Source organism: Nocardia sp. NPDC003963, from assembly GCF_053605105.1.
Genome location: NZ_JBSGIP010000009.1, coordinates 1 through 20,415 on the forward strand (window position 1 = coordinate 1; position 20,415 = coordinate 20,415).

Here is a 20,415-nt window from a genome sequence, read left to right on the forward strand (position 1 = left end):
GGTCGGGGCCCGCCCCGGTTCTGGAGCGACGAAGCGAAGGAGCGCAGCGACTGAGCGCAGGAGTGAAGAACCGGGGTTAATAGGGCCCCGACCCGCGCCGCCGGAGGCGGCGCCGAAGATAGGGGAGTTGTTTTGGCCGAGACCACCGTGCTGGTCACCGTTACCGGGCCCGATCGTCCCGGTGTGACGTCGGTACTGCTGACGGCCATGTCGCGGCACCGGGTGAGTCTGCTCGATATCGAGCAGGTGGTGATCCGCGGCCGGCTCACCCTGGGCGTGCTGATCAGTTGTCCGTCCGATCCCGAGTCGTTGCAGGACGAGCTCGAAGAGGCGATGAACACCGTCGGTATGCAGGTGGACGTGGATATCGACGCCGATGTCGCGCGGGCGCCGGTGTCCACCCATGCCGTGGTGGTGCTCGGGTCGCCGGTGACGGCGCATGCGTTCAGTTCCGTCTCCCGGGAACTGGCCGGGCTCGGTGCCAATATCGATACGATCCGCGGTATCGCCGACTATCCGGTGACGGGGATGGAACTGATGGTGACCGCGCCCGACCACGGGGGCGATACCGATTCGCGGTTGCGGACGGCACTGGCCGATGTGGCGGTGATCGAACGCGTCGATATCGCGGTGGAGCGGGCCGGGCTGTCGCGCCGGGCGAAACGGCTGATCGTCTTCGATGTGGATTCCACCCTGATCCAGGGTGAGGTTATCGAGATGCTGGCCGCCTACGCGGGGGTCGAGGAACAGGTCCGGCAGGTCACCGAGGCGGCGATGCGCGGGGAGATCGATTTCGCGGAATCGCTGCGGCAACGGGTGGCGACGCTGGCGGGGCTGGACGAATCGGTGATCGGCGAGGTCGCGGCCACGATCACGCTCACTCCCGGTGCCCGGACCACCGTCCGTACGCTCAAACGGCTCGGGTTCCGGTGCGGGGTGGTCTCCGGTGGTTTCCGGCAGGTGATCGACCCGCTCGCGCGCGAACTGGATCTCGATTTCGTGCAGGCCAATATCCTCGAGGTGGTCGACGGGAAACTCACCGGTCGCGTGGTCGGGCAGGTCGTGGACCGGGCCTACAAGGCGACCGCGTTGCGGGCGTTCGCGGCGGAATCCGGGGTGCCGATGGAACAGACGGTCGCGGTGGGCGACGGCGCCAACGATATCGATATGTTGAACGCGGCGGGGCTGGGTGTGGCGTTCAACGCGAAACCGGCACTGCGCGAAGTCGCCGATACCGCGCTCTCACACCCGTACCTGGATGCCGTGCTGTTCATCCTGGGCGTGACTCGCGACGAGGTCGAGGCCGCCGACGCCGAAGACGGTCTGCTGCGTCGCGTTCCGCTGGCGTGAAGGAGCGCACCGCGGCGGTCTTCCGGTGAGTTCGTGGGTAGGCTGTCGTCCGGTGTTGCTCGGGTGCTGGGAGGGTTGGTGAAATGCCGGATAGCGGCGTGACGGATGTGGCGGCGAACGGTCACGACATTGATGCGGATCCGGACCTGGAGGACGGCCCGGATCCCGAGTTCTTCACGGAACCAGGATTTTCCGAGCGTCACGCCGAACTCGCCGCGGGCTACGGGGGTCTGGGCGATCCCGAGGATCCCGCACAGGTCCAGGCGATGCAGATGGTGTTGCACATCCCCAAAACCGATCCGCCCGCGCGCAGTGATGTGCTCGCCGCCGCGGCGGCCGCCGCTGTCGCGCTCTGCCTGGATCCGCGTGTCGGTTCCGAAGGCGAATGGGAGCAGCGGTACGTGGCGTGGAAGCGATCGCGTATCCGGAAGGTGGCCCGGCGGGCGCGCGGCGCCCAGTGGGCGGCCGCGAACGAGGTCCCCGGGGTGACCGTCGAGAGTGGCGGTGCCCTGGTGCGGGCACTGGTACCCGGTTCGGTCGGATCGGTGGATGCCCGGATCCGGCGGCTCCAGATCGGTGGTACCGACCTCGAATCCGACGATCCCGGCCCGGTGCCGCTGGACGTCCCGGTGTTCTGGGTGAACGCCGAACTCGGTATGACGGTCGGTAAGGCCGCGGCGCAGGTCGGGCACGCGAGCATGCTGTTCGCCGGCGCCCTGCCGGTGGAACAGGCCCGCACCTGGGCGCAGCGCGGATTCGCCTGCGCGGTCCGCGAAGCCGGGCCGGACCAGTGGCAGATGCTGCGCGCGGCCGTGAACCGCAGTGCGGCGACCGCGGTCCGCGACGCCGGATTCACCGAGGTCGCGCCCGGGTCCACCACCGTGATCGCCACCCGGCCCGCACGGCCGGATCAGTGGTAGCGGATGCGTACCGTTCATGTCGTCACCCATCCGGAAGCCACGCATCACGTCGACCGGGTGGTGGGCGGCTGGTACGACTCCCGGCTCACCGCCGCCGGTGAACGAGCCGCGGCGGCGGTCGCCGATTCGCTGCGGTCACGGATTCCGGTCGGCGCGGATGTCGAGGTCTTCTCTTCGGACCTGCGCAGGACCGCGCAGACAGCCGTGGCCGTCGGCACCGCGCTGGGAGTGACGCCGGTATACGACGAGCGGCTGCGGGAGAAGTCCTACGGTGCGGCCGGTGGACGGCCGCAGCAGTGGCTCGACGAGCGGTTCGTACCGCCGCCCGCGATCGGCGACCGGATGCGGCACGACGAAGGTATTCCCGGTGCCGAGACCCGGGTGATGTTCGTAGCACGTGTCTACGCGGCGATGCAGGCGATCCTGGCGCGTCCGTGTGGACACCAGGTCATCGTCACCCACGGTGGCACTTTCACTTTCGTGCTGGCCGCGTGGATCGGAATGCCGGTCGAATCAACCGGTTACGTCTCTTTCCGCGCTCCTTCCGGAAGTATCACCGAGCTGCGCGAGGACGATTTCTATCACAATCGGCAGATCGTGAGCCTCGGCGATACGCGCCACCTCCCGGCCCGCCCCTGAAGCACCGCCCACCGGAATCCGCGCTGGTGGTCCGGTTTGCCGGATACCTCCGATCCGGGTGGTATCTCGTACAGTGTCCGGTCCGCCGCTCCGGTGAATCGCGGGTGCCCGGTGCCGCGATCGTGTTCGCCTCGAGACAAGATGGAGCGCGTGGCGCATCCCGATCCAGATCTGCTCATCGATTTCACCAACGTTTCCATCCGCCGCAACGGGCACAATCTCGTGGGCCCCGTGACCTGGCAGGTAGAACTCGACGAACGCTGGGTCGTCCTGGGCCCCAACGGCGCCGGTAAGACCTCGCTGTTGCAGATCGCGGCCGCCGAAACCCATCCCTCCTACGGGACCGCCTACGTACTCGGTGAACGACTCGGCAAGACGAACGTCAGCGAACTGAGACCGCGGATCGGGTTGTCGTCGGCGGCCCTGGCCGCGCGGATCCCCGCGGAGGAGCGGGTCGCCGATCTGGTCGTCTCGGCCGGTTACGCGGTCCTCGGTCGCTGGCGCGAGAAGTACGACGACGTCGATACCGATCGCGCGATCGATATGCTGGAAAGCCTGGGTGCCGAACACCTTCTGGACCGCACCTACGGCACGTTGTCGGAGGGGGAACGCAAACGGGTCCTGATCGCCCGTGCGCTGATGACCGATCCGGAACTGCTGCTGCTGGACGAACCGGCCGCCGGTGTGGATCTGGGCGGCCGCGAGGAACTGGTGGAGAGCCTCGGCGATCTCGCCTCCGATCCCGATGCGCCGGCGCTGGTCCTGGTCACCCATCACGTCGAGGAGATCCCGCCGGGATTCACCCACTGCATGCTGATCAGCGAGGGTGAGATCGTCACCCAGGGGTTGCTCGACGATGTGCTCACCGCCGAGAACCTCAGCGAGGCCTTCCGGCAGTCCATCGCACTGGACCGGATCGACGGGCGGTATTTCGCGCGGCGGGCGCGGCGGCTGGGGCGGCACCGGTCGAGGTAGGGGCTACCCGGCCACGGGCCCGCGCACGTCGGCGCACCGGCGATGCGGCTAGGGTGCGAAGGGTGAGTGAGACGACTGTGCCGGATTCGGGGGCCGGAGTGCCCGAAGCCAAGGACGCTTCGACCGTGATGCTGGTGCGGGACGGTGCCGCGGGTCCGGAGGTGTTCCTGCAGCGGCGGGCGGGCGCCATGGAATTCGCCGCGGGGATGACCGCTTTTCCGGGTGGCCGGGTGGATCCGGTCGATGCCGAGGTGGCCATCGAATGGGCCGGGCCGTCGCCGCGGTGGTGGGGGGAGCGCTTCGGGGTGTCCGAAGCGCGGGCGAAGGCACTCGTGTGCGCGGCCGTCCGGGAGACCTTCGAGGAGTGCGGGGTCCTGCTGGCCGGTCCCACCGCCGATACCGTGGTCGCCGATACGGCCGGGTATCGCGGGGAGCGGGAGCGGATCGAGGGCCGGGATCTGACGCTGTCGGAGTTCCTCGCCGGACAGCGGCTCGTACTGCGTACCGATCTGCTGCGGCCGTGGTCGCGCTGGATCACGCCGACGGTGGAACGCCGGCGCTACGACACCAACTTCTTCGTCGCCGTGCTGCCCGCGGGGCAGCTGGCCGACGGCGCGACCACGGAAACCGATCTGGTGCAATGGTCCACTCCGGCCGCGGCCCTGCGGACCTGGCGAGCCGGTGAACATGTGCTGCTCCCGCCGACCTGGTCGCAGCTGACGTCGCTGGCCGGATACGCCGATACCGCGCAGATCCTGGCGGCCGAACCCCGTATCGATCCGATCCAGCCGGTATTCGGTGAGGTCGACGGTCGGAAGCTGCTGCAGTTCCCGGACAATACGCGGTACTTCGCGGATCTGCCGGATCCGTCGAGGCTGGTCGGCTCGAAGGGGATGCGCGATACCGATCCGTCGTTGCTGGGCGGTTCGGGGAATGCGGGCGACGCCGCCGGCGGCCGGTAGCGTAGCCGTTCATGGCGGAATTCGTATCCCTGTCCCGGCTCGGGTCCGGCGACCCGGACGGGTCCGGGCGTGGTGTCGCGGTGTTGCGCATCGCCCGCCCGCCGATGAATCTGTTCGGCACCCAGCTCATCCGTGAGATCGCCGAGTCGGCCGCCGCGTGCGGTGCCGATCCGGAGATCGCCGCGCTGGTGGTCTACGGGGACGAGCGGGTCTTCTGCGCCGGTGACGAGCCGGCCGAGCTCGCCGACCTCCCGGCCGAACAGGCCGCCGCCATGGCCGCCGATCTGCAGGACGCGCTGAACTGCCTGGCCACCGTCCCGCAGCCCACGGTCGCCGCGATCAGCGGATACGCACTCGGATCGGGTCTGGAGTTGGCGCTGGGCGCGGACCGGCGGATCATCGGCGACAATGTGAAACTGGGTTTTCCGCAGATCGATCTCGGCCTGATCCCACTCGCCGGGATCACGCGGCTGGCGCGGTTGATCGGCCCCGGGGCGGCGAAGGATCTGGTGTACAGCGGACGTTTCGTGGAAGCGGACGAGGCCGCCCGGCTGGGGCTGGTGGATCAGGTCGTCGCGCCCGACGATGTGCTGGGGGCGGCGATCGACTGGGCCCGCCGGTTCACCGACGGCCCGGCGCGGGCGCTGGCCGCCGCCAAGGCGGTATTCGAAGCGGGCCCGGACGGCCCCGAACGTGCCCGCACCGAATGGGCGCGGCTGTTCACCACCGCGGATCAGCGCATCGGGACCCGCTCCTACCTGCGCGACGGGCCGGGGTCGGCGGCGTTCACCGGGCGCTGAACGAGTCGCGGGCCACCCGGGCGCACGGGTCGGTATCGGATCGCCGGAGGCCGGCGATCCGCCGTATCCGACGCCCTCCGGCGGTGCGGTTCCGGCGGACCTCCGCCTTCGCTCCGGCCGTGCGCTTCCGGAATATCTGCGGCTCCGCTCCGGCCGTGCGCGGACTGCGGATGGGCTACTGCCGGTAGCACCTATTAGGCTCTCCGATCATGACGGTACGCCCCGACGACCCCGCACCCCATCCGCACGCCACCGCCGCGGAGGTCGAAGCAGCATTCGAGGACACCAAGCTCGCCCAGGTGCTCTATCACGACTGGGAAGCCGAGACCTATGACGACAAATGGTCGATCTCCTATGACGAACGCTGTATCGACTACGCCCGCGGCCGGTTCGACCTCGCGGTCGGCACCGATGCGGAGCTGCCCTACGAACGGGCCCTGGAGCTGGGCTGTGGTACCGGTTTCTTCCTGCTGAACCTCATGCAGTCCGGGATCGCCAAGCGCGGTTCGGTCACCGACCTCTCGCCCGGGATGGTGAAGGTCGCCCTGCGCAATGCGGAGAACCTGGGCCTGGACGTCGACGGCCGGGTCGCGGACGCGGAAACCATCCCCTACGACGACGACACCTTCGATCTGGTCGTCGGACACGCGGTTCTACACCATATCCCGGATGTGGAACAGTCGCTGCGGGAATGCCTACGGGTGCTCAAGCCGGGTGGCCGTTTCGTCTTCGCCGGCGAACCGACCACCATCGGCAACCTGTACGCCCGTAACCTCGGCAACATCACCTGGAAGGCCACCACCGCCGTCACCAAGCTCCCGTTCCTGCGGGACTGGCGCCGCCCCCAGGAAGAGCTCGACGAATCCTCGCGCGCCGCCGCGCTGGAGGCCGTGGTCGATCTGCACACCTTCGATCCGACTCAACTCGAGGAGATGGCCCGGTCGGCGGGCGCGGTGGATGTCGCCGCGCAGACCGAGGAATTCGCCGCCGCCCTCTGGGGCTGGCCCGTGCGGACCTTCGAGGCCGCGGTCCCCGACGCGAAGCTCACCTTCGGTTACCGCATGGCGATGTACCGTGCCTGGCTCGGACTGAGCTGGGTGGACGAGAACGTGATGCGCCGGGTGGTGCCGCGCCAGTTCTTCTACAACGCCATGATCACCGGAGTGAAACCGGCCGCCGCCGGGAAATAGTGGGCTACGGCTTCAGTAGGGCCGATATCGGCTACCTGGGCTCGGCGGACGGTACGGCCGCGCTGGCCGTAGTCGCCGAACTGGAACTCACCGCCGCGTCGCAACTGCGCGACGTGGCGGTGGTGCGCCGGAGATTCGGCGAATACGCCGCCGCGCTGGTCGAAACCGTGCGTCTGCGCCGCCGGGCCGCCGCCAAACTGCACGACGCGCAGCACTGGCTGCTGACCGACGACGCGGTCCAGCAGGCCACCCCGACCCTGGTCGCACGCCATCGCGCCCACCGGCTGGCCGGCCGCGATATCCACGATGTGACCTGCTCGATCGGTGCCGAACTCGCCGAACTGGCCAGGGTGTGCCCGCGGGTGGTCGGCAGCGACCTGGACCCGATCAGGCTGGCCATGGCCCAGCACAACCTGGCCCGCCACACACCGGAACAGCAGACACTGCTCGTGCGTGCCGACGCGCTGGTTCCGTGTACCTCCGGCACGGTTGTCGTCGCCGATCCCGCGCGCCGGGCGGACGGGAAACGCACGCACGACCCGGCCGCGCTGCAACCGCCGCTACCGGATCTGCTGTCGGTGTACGCGGGTCGCGATCTGGTCGTGAAATGCGCCCCCGGACTGGATTTCGACCGGCTGGACCGGGACGGTGAGGTCGAGGTCGTCTCCCTGGACGGCGGGGTCCGGGAGGCGTGTCTGTGGTCGGTGGGACTGCGCGAACCCGGTGTCACCCGCCGGGCAACTGTCCTCACCTCGGCAGGCGCCGCGACCACCCTCACCGATGCCGATCCCGCCGAGATCCCCGAGCGTGAACCGGGGGAATGGATCGTGGACCCGGACGGTGCGGTGGTCCGCGCCGGACTGGTCCGTCACTACGCGGCCCGCCACGGGCTGTGGCAACTGGATCCGCGCATCGCCTATCTGACCGGTGACCGGCTCCCCGACGGTGTCCGCGGTTTCCGTATTCTCGACCGCCATGTGCTCCGGGAGAAGACCCTGCGGGCCGAATTGCGCCGCCGCGACTGCGGCCGCCTGGAAATCCTGGTCCGCGGCGTGGATATCGATCCCGATCTACTGCGGCGCCGGCTGAAGCTCACCGGATCGCGGCCCTATACGCTCGTGATCACCCGCATCGGCAGTGCGGCCACGGTCTTCCTGTGTGAGGCGTCGCGTCTCTGAGCATGCGCGGCTACGCATCACACAAGCCCGGCGGAACGCTGTAGTGGGATCTGCCACCTGTCTCCAGGATTTCCAGACCGTTGTAGAAACCGCCGACACACCAGATCCGTATGGCCTCACCAGGAGTGGGGCACACGATCTTGTCCTCCCAGGTGACCGGCTGCTCGGCGCACCGGACGACCCCGGGCGCCGTGTGTATGTGGGCCGGCCCCGCAAACCGGAGGCGGTGCTGATAGAGGGTATCGGCGGAGAAGCCGCCGCAGAGTACCTGGAGCAGTACGTCCAGGGGATACGACGCCACGAGGACGCCACCACGGTGAACCGCAGGTCAGGGCCCGATGGCCCGCTGATCCTCCGGGGTTGAATCGTGTGACAGGTCGAGAGCAGACTTTGTGACATGAGCCGACGACTGCAGGAGTTGATGCGCGCAGCCGTCAGGGCGATTCAGAAACCTGTCGAGGGCATCAAGTCGGGCGCGAATGGCAAACTCACCGGAGCGGCAGAGGACCTGCGCGGGATCATCAAGCAGGAAACAGGCAGTGACGCGGACGGCGCCCGAGCCGTCTCGGCCGTCGGTCGAGGTGACGAGAGATCCCCGGTCGATGCCGCAGCGCCCTTGCGGGGACGGACCGATGACGGCGACGAACTCACATTCGATGCGAGTGCGGCGCGCACCACCACCATGTACGACTCGGAGGGAAATATCCTCGGGCTGCGAGTGCTGAGCACGCAACCCGGCATCGATGACGCCGCTGAGAGCGCGTACATGCGCACGTGGGCACAGTCGGACCGTTTGGCCGACACGGAATACTCGCCGGCGGTGCGCCGGGAGCTACCGATACGCGGTTCCCGATCGATCTGGGAATGGGGCCACTCCAGAGAAGCGGCCTGGGGGGCGGCAGTTCGGCGCAACGGTACTCCGCCCATCTACATCGATGCCCATGCGGGGCTTCACGGCTACAGCGTTGATGCCAATGTCGGTACTGCCGAGAACCCGGTATGGAAGAAGATGGTGGTGAACGGGGAGACGTTCGGCCGCCTTGTTCGAAGCCATCCAGATCTGCACCGGGCGATCACGGACGGACCGCAGCGGCCGATGGTGCTGTTGTCGTGCAACAGCAGCCGGCCCGGTGCTTCGGGTGCGCAGGAGTTCGCCGGCTATATGCACGGCGAGGGAGGGGTGGTCGGCGATATCCACGTGCCGACCGGTATCGCCAAACCGGAAGTTCTTCCGGGTACCGATATCGCGGCTCTCGCCTTGGAGCAGACAACCGACGAGGCCGGGCGACTACTGCCCGAGATCCGCACATTCCAGGCTCCCACCGCGAGTACCACGCAGTAATTGGAACCTACCGGGGACGCCGAGCCACTTCCGGCCGCGTCGATGTTCTCTCGGGCTTCACCCCAGGACGCCCGATTGTTCCAGTCCGGAACAGGCCGCACCGCACATGGTTACGCGAGTCGATAGCACGGTGTGCCGGGATGCCCGCCGCCGCGACGGTACCCGCCGGGATACGGTCGTCTACTCGATCCGGGCCGACGAGTGGCCGGTGGCTCGAATCAGGCTGGGCGAACGCATCGCTCACCGCGCGAACGGCGCCGATGCCACGGCGCAGTAGACCGTGCCCGCCGGCTCCCGACCGGCTCGCCGCGTCGCCCACGTCACGCCGGCCGGATTCGTCGGACAGCGCGCTCCCGAACCGGTTACGGGAGCCCGATGTAACGGGGTGGTTCCCCGTCCAGCGCCTCCAGGATCGGAATGGGTTTGTCCGTGGGCAGACCGTTCTCGTCGAACGACAGAATACCGCTGGCCCCGCGGACCGCGGTCGCCCCGTGCAGCCGTTTCATCGCCTGCAGGACCTGGTCGGAGTGCACGATGTTCCCGGCGTTCCCGGCGTTCCCGGCCGCCTGCCGGATCGCCTGGACGGCCGTCACCACCGCATCGTGCTCCATGACGGCGGCGAAATCCTCCAGAGTGTCGTCGGAGAAAGCGCGATAGCAGACGGGGCCGGCGCAATCGGGTGAGAACTGTTCGACCGAGTACAGATTGAACCGCTCCGGATGGTCGCGCCAGGCCTGCGGATGTACGAGCCCGGTGTACAGCACCGATACTCCGGTTTCGAGCGCGACCCGGGCCGGGCTGTCCGAAAGGCGGTAGTACGGCATATCGTCCCCGGTGACCACCTGGATCGGGACCTCCCGGCAGCGGCGTTCGGCGAGCGCGGTCAGGAAGGTGAGTGCGTGCGCCGCACGGCCGGCGAAATAGATGGTGTCCGGCGCGCTCTGGCAGATGTTCGGCATCATGTAGTGGAACGTGTTCGCCAGGTTGCCGAAATCGGAGTCGTAACCCTCCGCCACGCCGGCGAAGCGCTGCGGATCGTCGGGGAAGCTCGCCGCGAATGCTTCGGCGAGCGTTCGGCCGTAGTGGTCGGCCGGGCTGTCGTCGCGGACGATCAGGATGCGCCGGCTGCGCGTGGAAAGGTACTCCGCGGCGGTCCGCGCGTGGTCCGCGGCAGTCGGGGAGACCCGCAGGAAGCCGCGCAGTACCGGCAGATCCCCGGCGGTCAGCGTGGACCCGACCACCGGAATCTGTAGTCCGGTGAGACGTTCGATGGACCGGACCGCGTTCTGGACGCTGAACGCGATACCGGTCACCGCGACGATCCGGTCGGCTTCGCGCCGCGTCTCGATCGCGTCGACGGCGGTCTCCCATTCGGCGAAATCGCTACCGGGATTCGCCAGCAGCAGTCTGATCTTGGGTGTATCCCCCCAGATGGTGGTCCGGTTCGCCGCGAGCTGCGCCAGATGCGCACCCTCGAGCCGGTGCCGGATACCCGACATGGTCACGATGCCCTCGGTCTTGTCGCCAGGTGTCATCGGCGTCAGCATCACAACGCTCACATAGGGAGCGCCCGAGCTCTCGACAGCGCGGTTCTCGTCGAGGATGCGTTTCTCGATATCGCCGAGTTCCGGGGCGAAGACCACGCCGCCGTCGGTGACTCCGGCGCATTCGCCGTGTGGCCCGCTGTGGACGACGCCTGCACCGCAACTGTCGTCCGTCCGGAAGACCTCGGGCAACCAGATCACGGCGGTGACGACCAGGGCCACCACCGCGATCGTGGCGGGGACCCACCACCACTTCCGGTAACCGGGCGGTGGGGGCTGGATCAGAGTGCTCATCGGTACCTCTCCGCCCGTTCGTACAACAGCAGGGCCCCGCGGCCGAGCCCCCGGGCCAACTGCCGGAATTCGTTCTCGATGGTGCGATTCAGGGTCCGCTGCGGATCGCCCAGTGGGTCGTTGGAGACCCACAGCGCGGCGACCAACCAGGCCAGCTCGTGTTCGGGATCCAGACCGTTGTCCCGCACGATCGCCTCGACCTGCGCGAACGGGGTTCCCGCGTCGTCCGGGCGGCGCGGGGCCGCGGTGATCAGGTCCAGACCGGACAGCCAGGCGGCGGCCGTGCCCCGGCCGAACTCACCGTGGTCGGGGAGGAACGGCCGCTCCAGGTACTCGATCGCGCCACCGAGATTGCCGAGCGCCAGATCGTGGTACAGAGCCTCGGCCTCGTCGTCCGGATCACCTTCCGCGAACCGCTGCCGGTAGATATCCCGGCATATCTCGTGGGTGCCCTCCCAACTCCGCGGATCCTCCGGCGCCCGCTCGGCGAGTTCGCAGAGCAGGATCCGGCGCAACCAGGTATCGAGCACCATCTCCGGTTCCGGCCCGTCCACGGTGCGGATCCACAGCCGATTACGCAGCTCCTGTAGCAGGGCCTCGCCGTCGGGCAGGGCGGAATCCAGGACTCCCGGCTGGTAGATGACGTCGACCGTACGGCCCGCGGCGGCGGTCACCAGATCGCGCATACTCTCGGTCTCCAGGAAATCGCCGAGCAGCCGTTGCCGGGCACGTTCGAGCACGGTGCTTGGTACCTCGACCGGTTCCGGCAGTGGATCGTGCGCAGTGCCCACGGTCGCGGTGAGTACGGTACGTGCGCCGCTGAGCGGATTGTCCTCACCGGTGTGCCCCAGCGCGGCGATGACATCGGCGGTCCCGGCGGCGTTCCCGCCGGTGAGCGACCGGACGAAGGCCGCGACCCGGGAAATCGACCGCAGCCGCTGATCGGCGACCAGGTCGCCGGTGGTCTGCTCGCTCAACCGGCTCAGATCCACCAGATACCAGGGGAACCAGGACGCCGCCGGATTATCGGCCGCCGCCCAGTCCGCGGGGATATCCGGCGGGGTACGCGGAACGGGCCAGTCGATACCCCCGGTGCGGTGTTCGGGTTCGCGACGTTCGGTGTCCTCGCTGAAACGGTGCATTCCCGGGCGATGCCAACATTCGCTCCAGGCGGGCAACCACTGCGCACTGGTGGCGACGACAACCAGCGGATCGGGTTCGGCGCCGTTGCGCCGCCGCGCCTCGCGCAGGGTCTGCAGGAACTGCCGGCCCGCCGGAGTATGCGCGTTGTCCAGCAGCAGAACGGCATTGAGCGTGCGACGGGTACCGCGTACGCCCCCGTATGCCTGGCGCAGATCGTGCAGGAAGGCCATACCGAAGATGGCGTCGGCCTCGGCGCGTGACTCGTCGTCGCCGTGCGCCCATTTGGCGAGATCGATGAGCATGTCCTCGCGCCGGATCTGATCGCCGGTCAGCCGCGGACCCTGGCTGATCCGCCGCCTGATATTGAGCCGGTTCAAGCTCTGCAACAGGGTCTCCACGGTCATACCCACCCACGGGGACATCCCTTCGGGCACCTGGCCGGCGGCCTCGAGGATATCGGCGACACTCTGGCTGCGCGCCTCCATCGGCTGGGCACTCGACACGACCTGGCGCAGGTTCCGCAGTGCGGTCCGGCGGTTGTCCTCGTGCATATGCAATGTGCTGCCCACCGCGACCAGGCACAGCCACAGCTGCGGGAAGGCGATCCGGCCGAACTGGCGCCGATACCGGCCCAGCTCGAATGCCAGCTCCCCGAACACTTCCCGCGGCGCACGCTCCCCTTGGCGCAGATCGACCCGGGCCAGTGGAAGTTTCGCGCAACGCTGCGCGAGTGCTTGCAGCAGAACGGTTTTCCCGCTGCCCGGCGGCCCCACGGCGACCACCACCGGCAACACTCTGCTCCGCCCCTCCGGACGCTGGACCAATTGCTCGATCAACGCCCCGGTGATCGATTCCAGCCCGTGCAATTTCGGGTCTTCTACAGGCATCGCCCCTCCCGGCTCGGCTTCGATATCCGGCATATCGATTTCCGGCACCTCGTGGACGCCCCGGTCATCCCGGCCTGAGCTGGGCGAACCGGTCGAAGATATCGATCGGTACAAGCCATCCTAGGCAATTACGCCGACGCTGTTGGGCTCACCGGAAAAGCGGAATGTGAAACGGAGACGTGCGAATTGTTGCCGGGCGATCGATAGTGTGGCTCGGGGACGGCCGAGATATCCGCGGTGACCATCCGGGAATGCCCCGGGGACGCGGTGGGCACCCGGGGCATTCGCTACGGCTCGCTACGCGGGGTCGGGCGAGCCGTAGGTTTTGTGTGGACTCAGGCCTTCGATACCGAGGCCGACAACGACGACAACCAGCACAGGGGAGTCGGGGGGTATTGCATGGTGCATACGAGACCGACCGGTTCGGATGTCTGCTGTTCGACGGCCGGCTGGGGCCGTGGTTCGAGCGGTAGGGCCGTGGACGTGGCCGCGGTGGCGGCCGGGATCGTCAGCAGGGCCGAGGCGAGCAGGCCTGCCCGGAGAACATGGCGCATGATTACTTCCTTCCGATCGGGCCGTACCGATCAGCAGCGAGGCTAGTGGCATCCGCGGTCGCGGCACAGCCCCGAGTTGCCCTGCCCATGGTTCTCCGGGCGGACCGGCCCGTCGGCTGGAGCGGCGAGAGCGGGCCGGCCGCCGGTGTCGGGGGCCGGGGTACGGTCGCTCCATGACGATGTACGCCGCGCTGTTGCGGGGGATCATGCCCAGCAATCCGAATATGAGTAACGAGAAACTGCGCGGCGTGTTCACCGGACTCGGATTCGAATCGGTGGCCTCGGTGCTGTCCAGCGGCAATATCGTCTTCGCCACCGCGGAGACCGATAATGCCGAATTGGAGGATCGTATCCAAGAGGCACTCAACGCCGAGCTCGGCATTCCGGGCGGCACGATCATCCGCAGCGAGTCCGAGCTGCGGGAGCTGCTCGATCGCGATCCCTTCGCCGGTTTCACCCACGGCCGCGGCACCTATCTCACCGCGACCTTCTTCAAGCGAACCGGTGAGGCCCCGCCCGTCGCGCCGACCGACGGTGATCCGCTCACCGAGGTCATCGGTTACGACGAGCCGGGCCGGGTCTTCCTCGCGGTCGTCGACAACAGCACGCCGAAAACGCCTAATTTCATGGCGTGGCTCGAGCGGGCCTACGGCAAGGACATCACGACCCGCACCTGGCTCACCGTGCAGCGGGTCGTGAAGAAGATCGACGCGGTGAAATAGGCGGCGTGTTCACGCCTCCTGCGCGACGCCGTTCTTCTTCCGTGCGATATCGGCCAGCGCGGCCTCACGAGCAGCGCGCTGGGCGGCCCCGGCCTCCCAGGTGGACTTCCGGTTCTTCACGACCCGCGCCGGTGCGCCGACCGCGATGCTGTAATCCGGGATCTCGCCCTTGACCACCGCGTGCGCGCCGAGCACACAGCCGCGGCCGACCCGGGTCTCGCGCAAGACCGTGACCTTGGCCGCGATCCAGGTGTCGGGGCCGATCCGGACCGGGCTCTTCACAATGCCCTGATCCTTGATGGGCAGGGTGATGTCGTCCATCCGGTGATCGAAGTCGGTGATGTAGCACCAGTCGGCGACCAGAGTGGATTCGCCGATCTCGATATCGAGGTAGGTGTTGACGACATTGTCCTTGCCGAACACCACCTTGTCACCGATACGCAGCGAGCCCTCGTGGCAGCGGATGGCGTTCCCGTCGCCGATATGGACCCAGCGCCCGATCTCGAGCCGGCCCAGTTCGGGCGTCGCGTGGATCTCCACATTGCGGCCCAGGAACACCATGCCGCGCAGGATCACGTGCGGATTGGCCAGCCGGAACTTGAACAGCCGGTAGTAGCGGACCAGGTACCAGGGCGTGTAGGCGCGGTTGGCCAGCACCCAGCGCAGCGAAGCGACGGTGAGGAACCGGGCCTGCCGCCGGTCGCGCCGCCGGGAGCCCTGCCAACGTGTGCGCAACGGTGCGCCCCACATGCTCGTCACGAACGTCTCTCCTCGTATCCTGTGCCACCCGGTACTGCCGAACAGCCTACTTTCGTGCTCGGGGACCCCGGCCTATACCCTTCCGTTAATCTCACACACACGTGGGTCCGGGGAGACAGGACGACAGAGGAGACCAGCAGGTGCGTATCGGCAGCGGCGTACGGACCGTGTCCTGGCTTGCGGCGGCGGTGGCCGCCCTGGGGGTGCTCACCGCGTGCGGGACCGATGTCGACGACATCACGGTCGGCCGGGGGCTGGGCTGGCCCGCGCCCGGGCACGAGAGCCGGAACAGCGGCACCACCCCGGTGACCGGGTCGCGGGCGTTGAGTCTGCAGTGGTCGCGGCCGGTCGGCGGGCCCATCGTGCAGCCGCCGACGGTGGGGTCGGAGGGACAGATCTTCGTCACCAGCCGTACCGGCGCGCAATGCGATATCTTCTCGTACCAGATGCGCACCGGGCGTAAGCGTTTCTGTAATCCACTGGGCCCCGAGGCCGTCTATTCGCCCACTCTGCTGGACGGGGCGAACAATGTGTACGTCGGTCTCGACAGCGGGATCGAATCGGATAATTTCCTCGGTCAGCCGCGCTGGCGTACGCCGGTGGCGGGCGTACCGATCGGAATGCAGTTCACCGGTGACGGCCATCTACTGGTGATCACCCAGTCGGGTCAGGTCGATGTGCTGGAACGGCAGACCGGTCGGCGGATGGTCCCCACCCAGCAGTTGCTGCCGCAGCCCGATTTCCTGCAGTCACCGAATCTGGACTGGCCCCCGGCCGGTGCCGGGCTCGAGGACTGCCGGACCGGCGGCCCCGACTGTGCGGTCGCGACGGTGGCGGCCATGGATATCGACAGCGGTCGGATCTACGCGACGGTCCGCAAACCCGGCGAAGCCGAGGCGGCCCTGGTGGCGCTGCGCTACGCCGACGGCAAGGTCACCGAGGAGTGGAGCCGGGAGATCCTGGCCGACGGCAGTGCCACCGATCCGGCACTGTCCGCCGACGGCGCGACACTCTACGTCGGTGACAACAGCAAACGCCTGATCGCGGTGAACACCGCCGACGGGACCCCGAAATGGGAGGCGCAGCTGGATTGGGAGCCGCGCCGCGGTATCTCGGTCTCCGACGACGGCCTGATCATCCCGGCCGGTGACGACGGTTATCTCGTGGCCCTGCAGGACACCGGCACCAGTTTCGAAAGGGTCTGGGAGCGTAAGGATCTCGCGCTGCGCGGCCTTCCGGTGCAGACCGCGGGGGAGACCGGTTACGTCACCGCCGCGATCGGTACGGGACTGAATCTGGTCACCTTCGACACCAGCACCGGTGCCACCCTCGATTCCGATGTGTTGCCGGGGGCCCGGGGCACGACCACCGGTACCGCGGTCGGCGCCGAGGGGGAGGTCGTGGTCGCCACCCGGATCGGCGAGATCTTCGCCTTCGCCGAGAACGACTGATCTGCGCGCGGAAGGGCCCGGCGTCGCGAACCCGCCGGGCTACTTCGGATCCCGTTCCGGCAGCGGGCGTTCGACGATCACCGGGCGGCCCAGCGGATTACGCACCCGGCGTTTGGCATCGGAATAGATCCCGGCGGTTTCGGCCGCCACCACATCCCAGGCGAAATCCGCGGTCAGTCGTTCCCGCGCGGCGAACGCGCGGTCCTGGGCGGCGGCGGGATCGTCGAGTACCGAGATCACCGCGTCCACCAGACCGTTCACATCGGCGGGTTCGAACGACGCTCCGGTGACACCGTCGATCACGGCCTCGCCGAGACCGCCGGCGGTCGAGGTGACCAGCGGGGTTCCGGCCGCGGCCGCCTCGAGCGCGACGATCCCGAACGGTTCGTACCGGCTCGGCAGCACGATCGCGTCGGCGCCGTGCAGCCAGCCGAGCAGTTCGGCATGGTCGAGCTGGCCCGCGAAATGTACTGCGCGCGCGACCCGATGCGTTCGGGCGCGTTCGCGTAGCCATTCGAACTGGGTCCCGACCCCGGCCACGGTGAGTGCGGCGCCGGGATGGGCCCGGCGGATCCGGGGCAGTGCGGCGATCGCGTCCTGGACGCCCTTCTCGTATTCGAGGCGTCCCACATAGAGCAGCCGGGGCGGCCCGCCGCGCGGTGAGCGGGTGCGGAATGTCCACGCCCCCACATCGATTCCGTTCCGGATCACGTGTACCGGTACCCGGTCGGGCCGGTAGAGCCGCTCTACTTCGTCCTTCATCGAGGTGGAGCAGGTGATCAGCGCGTCGGACTCGTTGGCCAGCCACCATTCCACCGAATGCACCTGCCGGTTGACCCGGCCCGCGACCCAGCCGCTGTGCCGGCCGGCTTCGGTGGCGTGGATCGTCGATACCAGCGGAACGTCGTAGTACTCGGCCAGGGCGATCGCGGGATGGGCCACCAGCCAGTCGTGCGCGTGCACCACATCGGGGGTCCAGCCCTCGCCGATACCCGGTTTGTCCAGGGCGATACCCGCACGCACCATCGCATGCCCCATGGCCAGGGTCCAGGCGAGCATATCCTCGCCGAAATCGAAGATCGGCGGATCCTCGGCGACCGCCACCACCAGGACCCCTTCGGCGACGAACGAATGGGTGGGATGGGTGGCCGGACTGGTACCGGTGGGCCGCCGGGCCAGTACCACCACTTCGTGACCGGCCGCGGCCAGTGATGTCGCCAGGTGATGGACATGCCTGCCCAGTCCGCCGACGACCACCGGTGGGTACTCCCACGACACCATCAAGATTTTCATCGCGGTCCTTCTGCAGGGGTGACGCGTAGCCTACGCGCGTCCAGGGCCGGGAACACTCCGTCGGCCACCGCCCATCCTGCCGCGAGATCGCGGGCTCTGCCGAGTTGGCCGGCCTCGACCGCACCGGCGATCTCGCGGACCGCGTGCGCGTGCTGATGCGCTCGGTCGCGGGCATAACCGGCGGCGGAGTCCTTGCTGACCATGAACGCCCAGTCGCTGGACACCGCCAGGATCGCTTCGCGCAGCAGCTGGTCGGCTACCGGGTCACGGCCGGTCGGGGCGCCGGCGCGCATCTTGGCCGCCGTATCCAGTGCCAGGCGGACGATTTCGGAATTCAGGTCCACCAGGTCGCTCACCTGATCTCCGGCCCACACCCGCCAGTCCTTGCCCGAACCCCACGACGAATCGGCGAGCGGGACCGGTTCGCCGACGTAGCCGCGGTCGCGCGCGTCGGCCAGGGTGCCGACGGTGATACCGGCCTCCGGCAGTGCCCGCAACACCTGTGCCAGCCACTGCGGCCCCTCGTGCCACCAGTGTCCGTACAGCTCGGTGTCGAACGCGGCGACCACGAGCGCCGGTCGCCCGATCCGCTCCGATTCGCTGATCAGCCGCTCCCGCACCGTCTGCACGAAATCGTCGACATCGCGGCCGATCTGGGCCGTGGCGAGGGCTGGATCGTAGGGCGCCTTGTCGGGACCGGCCACGGTCTTCCCGGTGACCCGGGCCGGTTTCAGGCCGGTGGCGTGGTCGTAGTGGTGGAAATCCCGGTACGCCCCGTGCCCCGGATAGCCCGATTTCGGCGACCACACCCGGTAGCTGACCGTGAGATCGCGGCCGAACGCCAGTACCGGTGACTCGTGTACCGGGCGGCCCAGGGTGGTATCGCCGCGCAGCGCGGGCCCGTCGACCATGAAATGCGTCACACCTGCGTCGGCGTAGCCCCGTTCCATACCGGGGGTGAATCCGCATTCCGGCGCCCAGATCCCGGCCGGGGTGTGTCCCCAGCGCAGCCGGGCGTCGATGAGGCCTTCACGGAGCTGGAACTCGCGGAGCTGTTCGTCGAGCAGCGGCTGGAACGGGTGGGCCAGCGGTCCGCCCAGCAGCTCGACCACATCGTCGTCGAGCAGCCGGCGCCAGACCGGCGCGGCGCCGTGGCGCCAGTTCTGTTCGAACTCGGCCAGCGCCGCGGCCGCCAGCCGATGTTCGTGACTGCCCAGCGCGCGATTTCCCGATTTCGCCGCTTCGTCGGCCCGCAACTGCCAGTTGCCCAGCCAGTGGTGCATACCGGCGAGGCAGTGCGGATCGTCGAGCTGGGCGGCCAGCACCGGGGTGATCCCGAGGGTCAGCAGATGGGAGCGGCCCTCGGCGGCCAGCGTGCGCAGGACCTCGACGACCGGCAGATAGGACGCAGCCCACGATTGGTAGAGCCATTCCTCGCCGACCGGCCACCGGCCGTGCCGGGCGAGCCAGGGCAGATGGGAGTGCAGGACGAGCGTGAACTGCCCGGGTACGTCCTGGGACCGCTCGCCGCTCAAGGCTTCACCGCGAGGGCCACGAGATCGAGACTGGCGTCGACGGATTCGGGGGTCAGCGCGAAATCGTCGATGGAGATACCCGCTACGTCGGCGGTGAGTTCGGCGGGCCAGGGCTCACCGGCCAGCGCACGTTCGATCTGGGCGTCGATGAACGAACCACCGTGTTTGGTGTCGAGGGCCCGCAGATTCGGGCCGTGGTGCACACCGGTCATCAGTTCGACCCGGAATCCGGCCGCCTCGAGGAGTTCGGTGAGTTCGGCGGCGTTCAGCTCCCGGGTGTGGAAGGGGTTGAGCGGTGTATCGCGGCCGGGCGAGAAGGTGATCCGGTTCGGGGTGCTGATGAGCAGTTCGCCGCCGGGGCGCAGGACCCGCAGGCATTCGCGCAGAAACTCTGCCTGATCCCAAAGGTGTTCGATCACTTGGAAATTGACCACGGCGTCCACCGACGCTTCCGGCAGGGGCAGCGCGGCGAGATTGCCGCGGATCATATGCACGGCCGGATAGCGGGTACGGACGTGGATCGCGGCGCCGCGGTCGTAGTCCACGCCCACGACCGCCCGCGCGACTCCGGCGATCATATTCGCGCCGTAGCCCTCGCCCGAGCCGGCCTCGAGGACCACCTTGTCCGCGCAGCGCGACAGCAGCCGGTCGTAGACGATCTCGTGCCGGCGGAACCAGTAGTTCTCCTCCGCGATACCCGGCACCGTCCGCTCACCGGTCAACGGCAGCGGCTCCAGTACGTCCTCGGCGGCCGGTGCGGCGGGAATCACAGCCTCGCTCATTGCGACGAGGTTACTGGTACGGCCCGGTACGGGAGACGCCCGGTGGGCCCTCGAAGGGCCTTGCGACGTAAGTTACCCACGAGTAACTTAACGTA

General features: G+C 68.3%; 18 protein-coding genes. 11 read left to right on the plus strand and 7 right to left on the minus strand.

Going from position 1 to position 20,415, the window contains the following annotated elements; translation table 11 throughout:
- Positions 1-132 precede the first annotated feature (132 nt).
- From serB to ACWEWT_RS17765, 9 genes are all read left to right on the plus strand, one after another.
- On the plus strand, positions 133-1,350 hold the full coding sequence (serB, locus tag ACWEWT_RS17725; RefSeq protein WP_452560172.1) for a phosphoserine phosphatase SerB: 1,218 nt from the start codon (positions 133-135) through the stop codon (positions 1,348-1,350).
- 83 nt (positions 1,351-1,433) lie between these two features.
- A complete protein-coding gene (locus ACWEWT_RS17730) occupies positions 1,434-2,270 on the plus strand; it encodes an aminoacyl-tRNA hydrolase (RefSeq protein ID WP_452560174.1) in 837 nt (278 codons plus the stop codon).
- A gap of 3 nt (positions 2,271-2,273) precedes the next feature.
- Positions 2,274-2,909 carry a histidine phosphatase family protein gene (locus ACWEWT_RS17735; protein WP_452560176.1) on the plus strand — a complete coding sequence of 212 codons (636 nt, stop codon included), beginning with the start codon at positions 2,274-2,276 and terminating at the stop codon, positions 2,907-2,909.
- 141 nt (positions 2,910-3,050) lie between these two features.
- Positions 3,051-3,884 (plus strand): ABC transporter ATP-binding protein, encoded by an 834-nt coding sequence (locus ACWEWT_RS17740; RefSeq protein WP_452560177.1) that lies wholly within the window; start codon positions 3,051-3,053, stop codon positions 3,882-3,884.
- Positions 3,885-3,946: 62 nt separating this feature from the next.
- Positions 3,947-4,846: an NUDIX hydrolase gene (locus ACWEWT_RS17745; RefSeq protein WP_452560178.1), complete on the plus strand. Its 900-nt coding sequence runs from the start codon at positions 3,947-3,949 to the stop codon at positions 4,844-4,846.
- 11 nt (positions 4,847-4,857) lie between these two features.
- Complete coding sequence (locus ACWEWT_RS17750) at positions 4,858-5,646, plus strand: enoyl-CoA hydratase-related protein (protein ID WP_452560180.1); 789 nt, start codon at positions 4,858-4,860, stop codon at positions 5,644-5,646.
- 209 nt (positions 5,647-5,855) lie between these two features.
- Positions 5,856-6,836, plus strand: a complete 981-nt coding sequence (locus ACWEWT_RS17755) for a class I SAM-dependent methyltransferase (protein ID WP_452560181.1) — start codon at positions 5,856-5,858, stop codon at positions 6,834-6,836.
- Entirely contained in the window at positions 6,836-8,014 is a 1,179-nt protein-coding gene (locus ACWEWT_RS17760; RefSeq protein WP_452560182.1) for a THUMP-like domain-containing protein, read from the plus strand. Before ACWEWT_RS17755 ends, ACWEWT_RS17760 begins: the two co-directional genes overlap by 1 nt.
- A 397-nt stretch (positions 8,015-8,411) precedes the next feature.
- Positions 8,412-9,356: a hypothetical protein gene (locus ACWEWT_RS17765; protein ID WP_452560184.1), complete on the plus strand. Its 945-nt coding sequence runs from the start codon at positions 8,412-8,414 to the stop codon at positions 9,354-9,356.
- Positions 9,357-9,718: 362 nt separating this feature from the next.
- Here ACWEWT_RS17765 and ACWEWT_RS17770 read toward each other — a convergent pair whose 3' ends face one another.
- The 3 genes from ACWEWT_RS17770 to ACWEWT_RS17780 all read right to left on the minus strand — a co-directional run bounded on the left by ACWEWT_RS17770 (position 9,719) and on the right by ACWEWT_RS17780 (position 13,778).
- Positions 9,719-11,194 carry an ABC transporter substrate-binding protein gene (locus ACWEWT_RS17770; protein WP_452560186.1) on the minus strand — a complete coding sequence of 492 codons (1,476 nt, stop codon included), beginning with the start codon at positions 11,192-11,194 and terminating at the stop codon, positions 9,719-9,721.
- Positions 11,191-13,224 (minus strand): hypothetical protein, encoded by a 2,034-nt coding sequence (locus tag ACWEWT_RS17775; protein ID WP_452560188.1) that lies wholly within the window; start codon positions 13,222-13,224, stop codon positions 11,191-11,193. Before ACWEWT_RS17775 ends, ACWEWT_RS17770 begins: the two co-directional genes overlap by 4 nt.
- Before the next feature lie 335 nt (positions 13,225-13,559).
- The gene (locus ACWEWT_RS17780) at positions 13,560-13,778 is read right to left on the minus strand and encodes a hypothetical protein (RefSeq protein WP_452560189.1); all 219 of its coding nucleotides are present in this window, start codon (positions 13,776-13,778) and stop codon (positions 13,560-13,562) included.
- A 173-nt stretch (positions 13,779-13,951) separates the two neighbouring features.
- Between ACWEWT_RS17780 and ACWEWT_RS17785 the strand changes: the two genes are divergently transcribed.
- Complete coding sequence (locus ACWEWT_RS17785) at positions 13,952-14,500, plus strand: DUF1697 domain-containing protein (protein ID WP_452560191.1); 549 nt, start codon at positions 13,952-13,954, stop codon at positions 14,498-14,500.
- Between the two features lie 9 nt (positions 14,501-14,509).
- Here ACWEWT_RS17785 and ACWEWT_RS17790 read toward each other — a convergent pair whose 3' ends face one another.
- A complete protein-coding gene (locus ACWEWT_RS17790; protein WP_452560193.1) occupies positions 14,510-15,259 on the minus strand; it encodes an acyltransferase in 750 nt (249 codons plus the stop codon).
- A 140-nt stretch (positions 15,260-15,399) separates the two neighbouring features.
- On the opposite strand from ACWEWT_RS17790, the gene ACWEWT_RS17795 reads away from it, so the two are divergent.
- Entirely contained in the window at positions 15,400-16,710 is a 1,311-nt protein-coding gene (locus ACWEWT_RS17795; protein ID WP_452560195.1) for an outer membrane protein assembly factor BamB family protein, read from the plus strand.
- Between the two features lie 39 nt (positions 16,711-16,749).
- On the opposite strand, the gene ACWEWT_RS17800 is transcribed toward ACWEWT_RS17795, so the two are convergent.
- Genes ACWEWT_RS17800 through ACWEWT_RS17810 form a run of 3 tightly spaced genes read right to left on the minus strand, consistent with a single transcriptional unit; the run spans position 16,750 to position 20,320 of the window.
- A complete protein-coding gene (locus ACWEWT_RS17800) occupies positions 16,750-18,003 on the minus strand; it encodes a glycosyltransferase family 4 protein (RefSeq protein WP_452560197.1) in 1,254 nt (417 codons plus the stop codon).
- Entirely contained in the window at positions 18,000-19,538 is a 1,539-nt protein-coding gene (locus tag ACWEWT_RS17805; RefSeq protein WP_452560198.1) for a 1,4-alpha-glucan branching protein domain-containing protein, read from the minus strand. Before ACWEWT_RS17805 ends, ACWEWT_RS17800 begins: the two co-directional genes overlap by 4 nt.
- Positions 19,535-20,320 (minus strand): class I SAM-dependent methyltransferase, encoded by a 786-nt coding sequence (locus ACWEWT_RS17810; RefSeq protein WP_452560200.1) that lies wholly within the window; start codon positions 20,318-20,320, stop codon positions 19,535-19,537. The genes ACWEWT_RS17805 and ACWEWT_RS17810 overlap by 4 nt, the downstream gene beginning before the upstream one ends.
- Positions 20,321-20,415 lie beyond the last annotated feature (95 nt).

Coding starts and splice junctions, on each gene's coding strand:
- ACWEWT_RS17765 (WP_452560184.1), top strand. CDS start 8,412: ATGAGCCGACGACTGCAGGAGTTGATGCGCGCAGCCGTCAGGGCGATT.
- ACWEWT_RS17735 (WP_452560176.1), top strand. CDS start 2,274: ATGCGTACCGTTCATGTCGTCACCCATCCGGAAGCCACGCATCACGTC.
- ACWEWT_RS17750 (WP_452560180.1), top strand. CDS start 4,858: ATGGCGGAATTCGTATCCCTGTCCCGGCTCGGGTCCGGCGACCCGGAC.
- ACWEWT_RS17730 (WP_452560174.1), top strand. CDS start 1,434: ATGCCGGATAGCGGCGTGACGGATGTGGCGGCGAACGGTCACGACATT.
- ACWEWT_RS17780 (WP_452560189.1), bottom strand. CDS start 13,778: ATGCGCCATGTTCTCCGGGCAGGCCTGCTCGCCTCGGCCCTGCTGACG.
- ACWEWT_RS17740 (WP_452560177.1), top strand. CDS start 3,051: ATGGAGCGCGTGGCGCATCCCGATCCAGATCTGCTCATCGATTTCACC.
- ACWEWT_RS17810 (WP_452560200.1), bottom strand. CDS start 20,320: ATGAGCGAGGCTGTGATTCCCGCCGCACCGGCCGCCGAGGACGTACTG.
- ACWEWT_RS17800 (WP_452560197.1), bottom strand. CDS start 18,003: ATGAAAATCTTGATGGTGTCGTGGGAGTACCCACCGGTGGTCGTCGGC.
- ACWEWT_RS17775 (WP_452560188.1), bottom strand. CDS start 13,224: ATGCCTGTAGAAGACCCGAAATTGCACGGGCTGGAATCGATCACCGGG.
- ACWEWT_RS17770 (WP_452560186.1), bottom strand. CDS start 11,194: ATGAGCACTCTGATCCAGCCCCCACCGCCCGGTTACCGGAAGTGGTGG.
- ACWEWT_RS17785 (WP_452560191.1), top strand. CDS start 13,952: ATGACGATGTACGCCGCGCTGTTGCGGGGGATCATGCCCAGCAATCCG.
- ACWEWT_RS17755 (WP_452560181.1), top strand. CDS start 5,856: ATGACGGTACGCCCCGACGACCCCGCACCCCATCCGCACGCCACCGCC.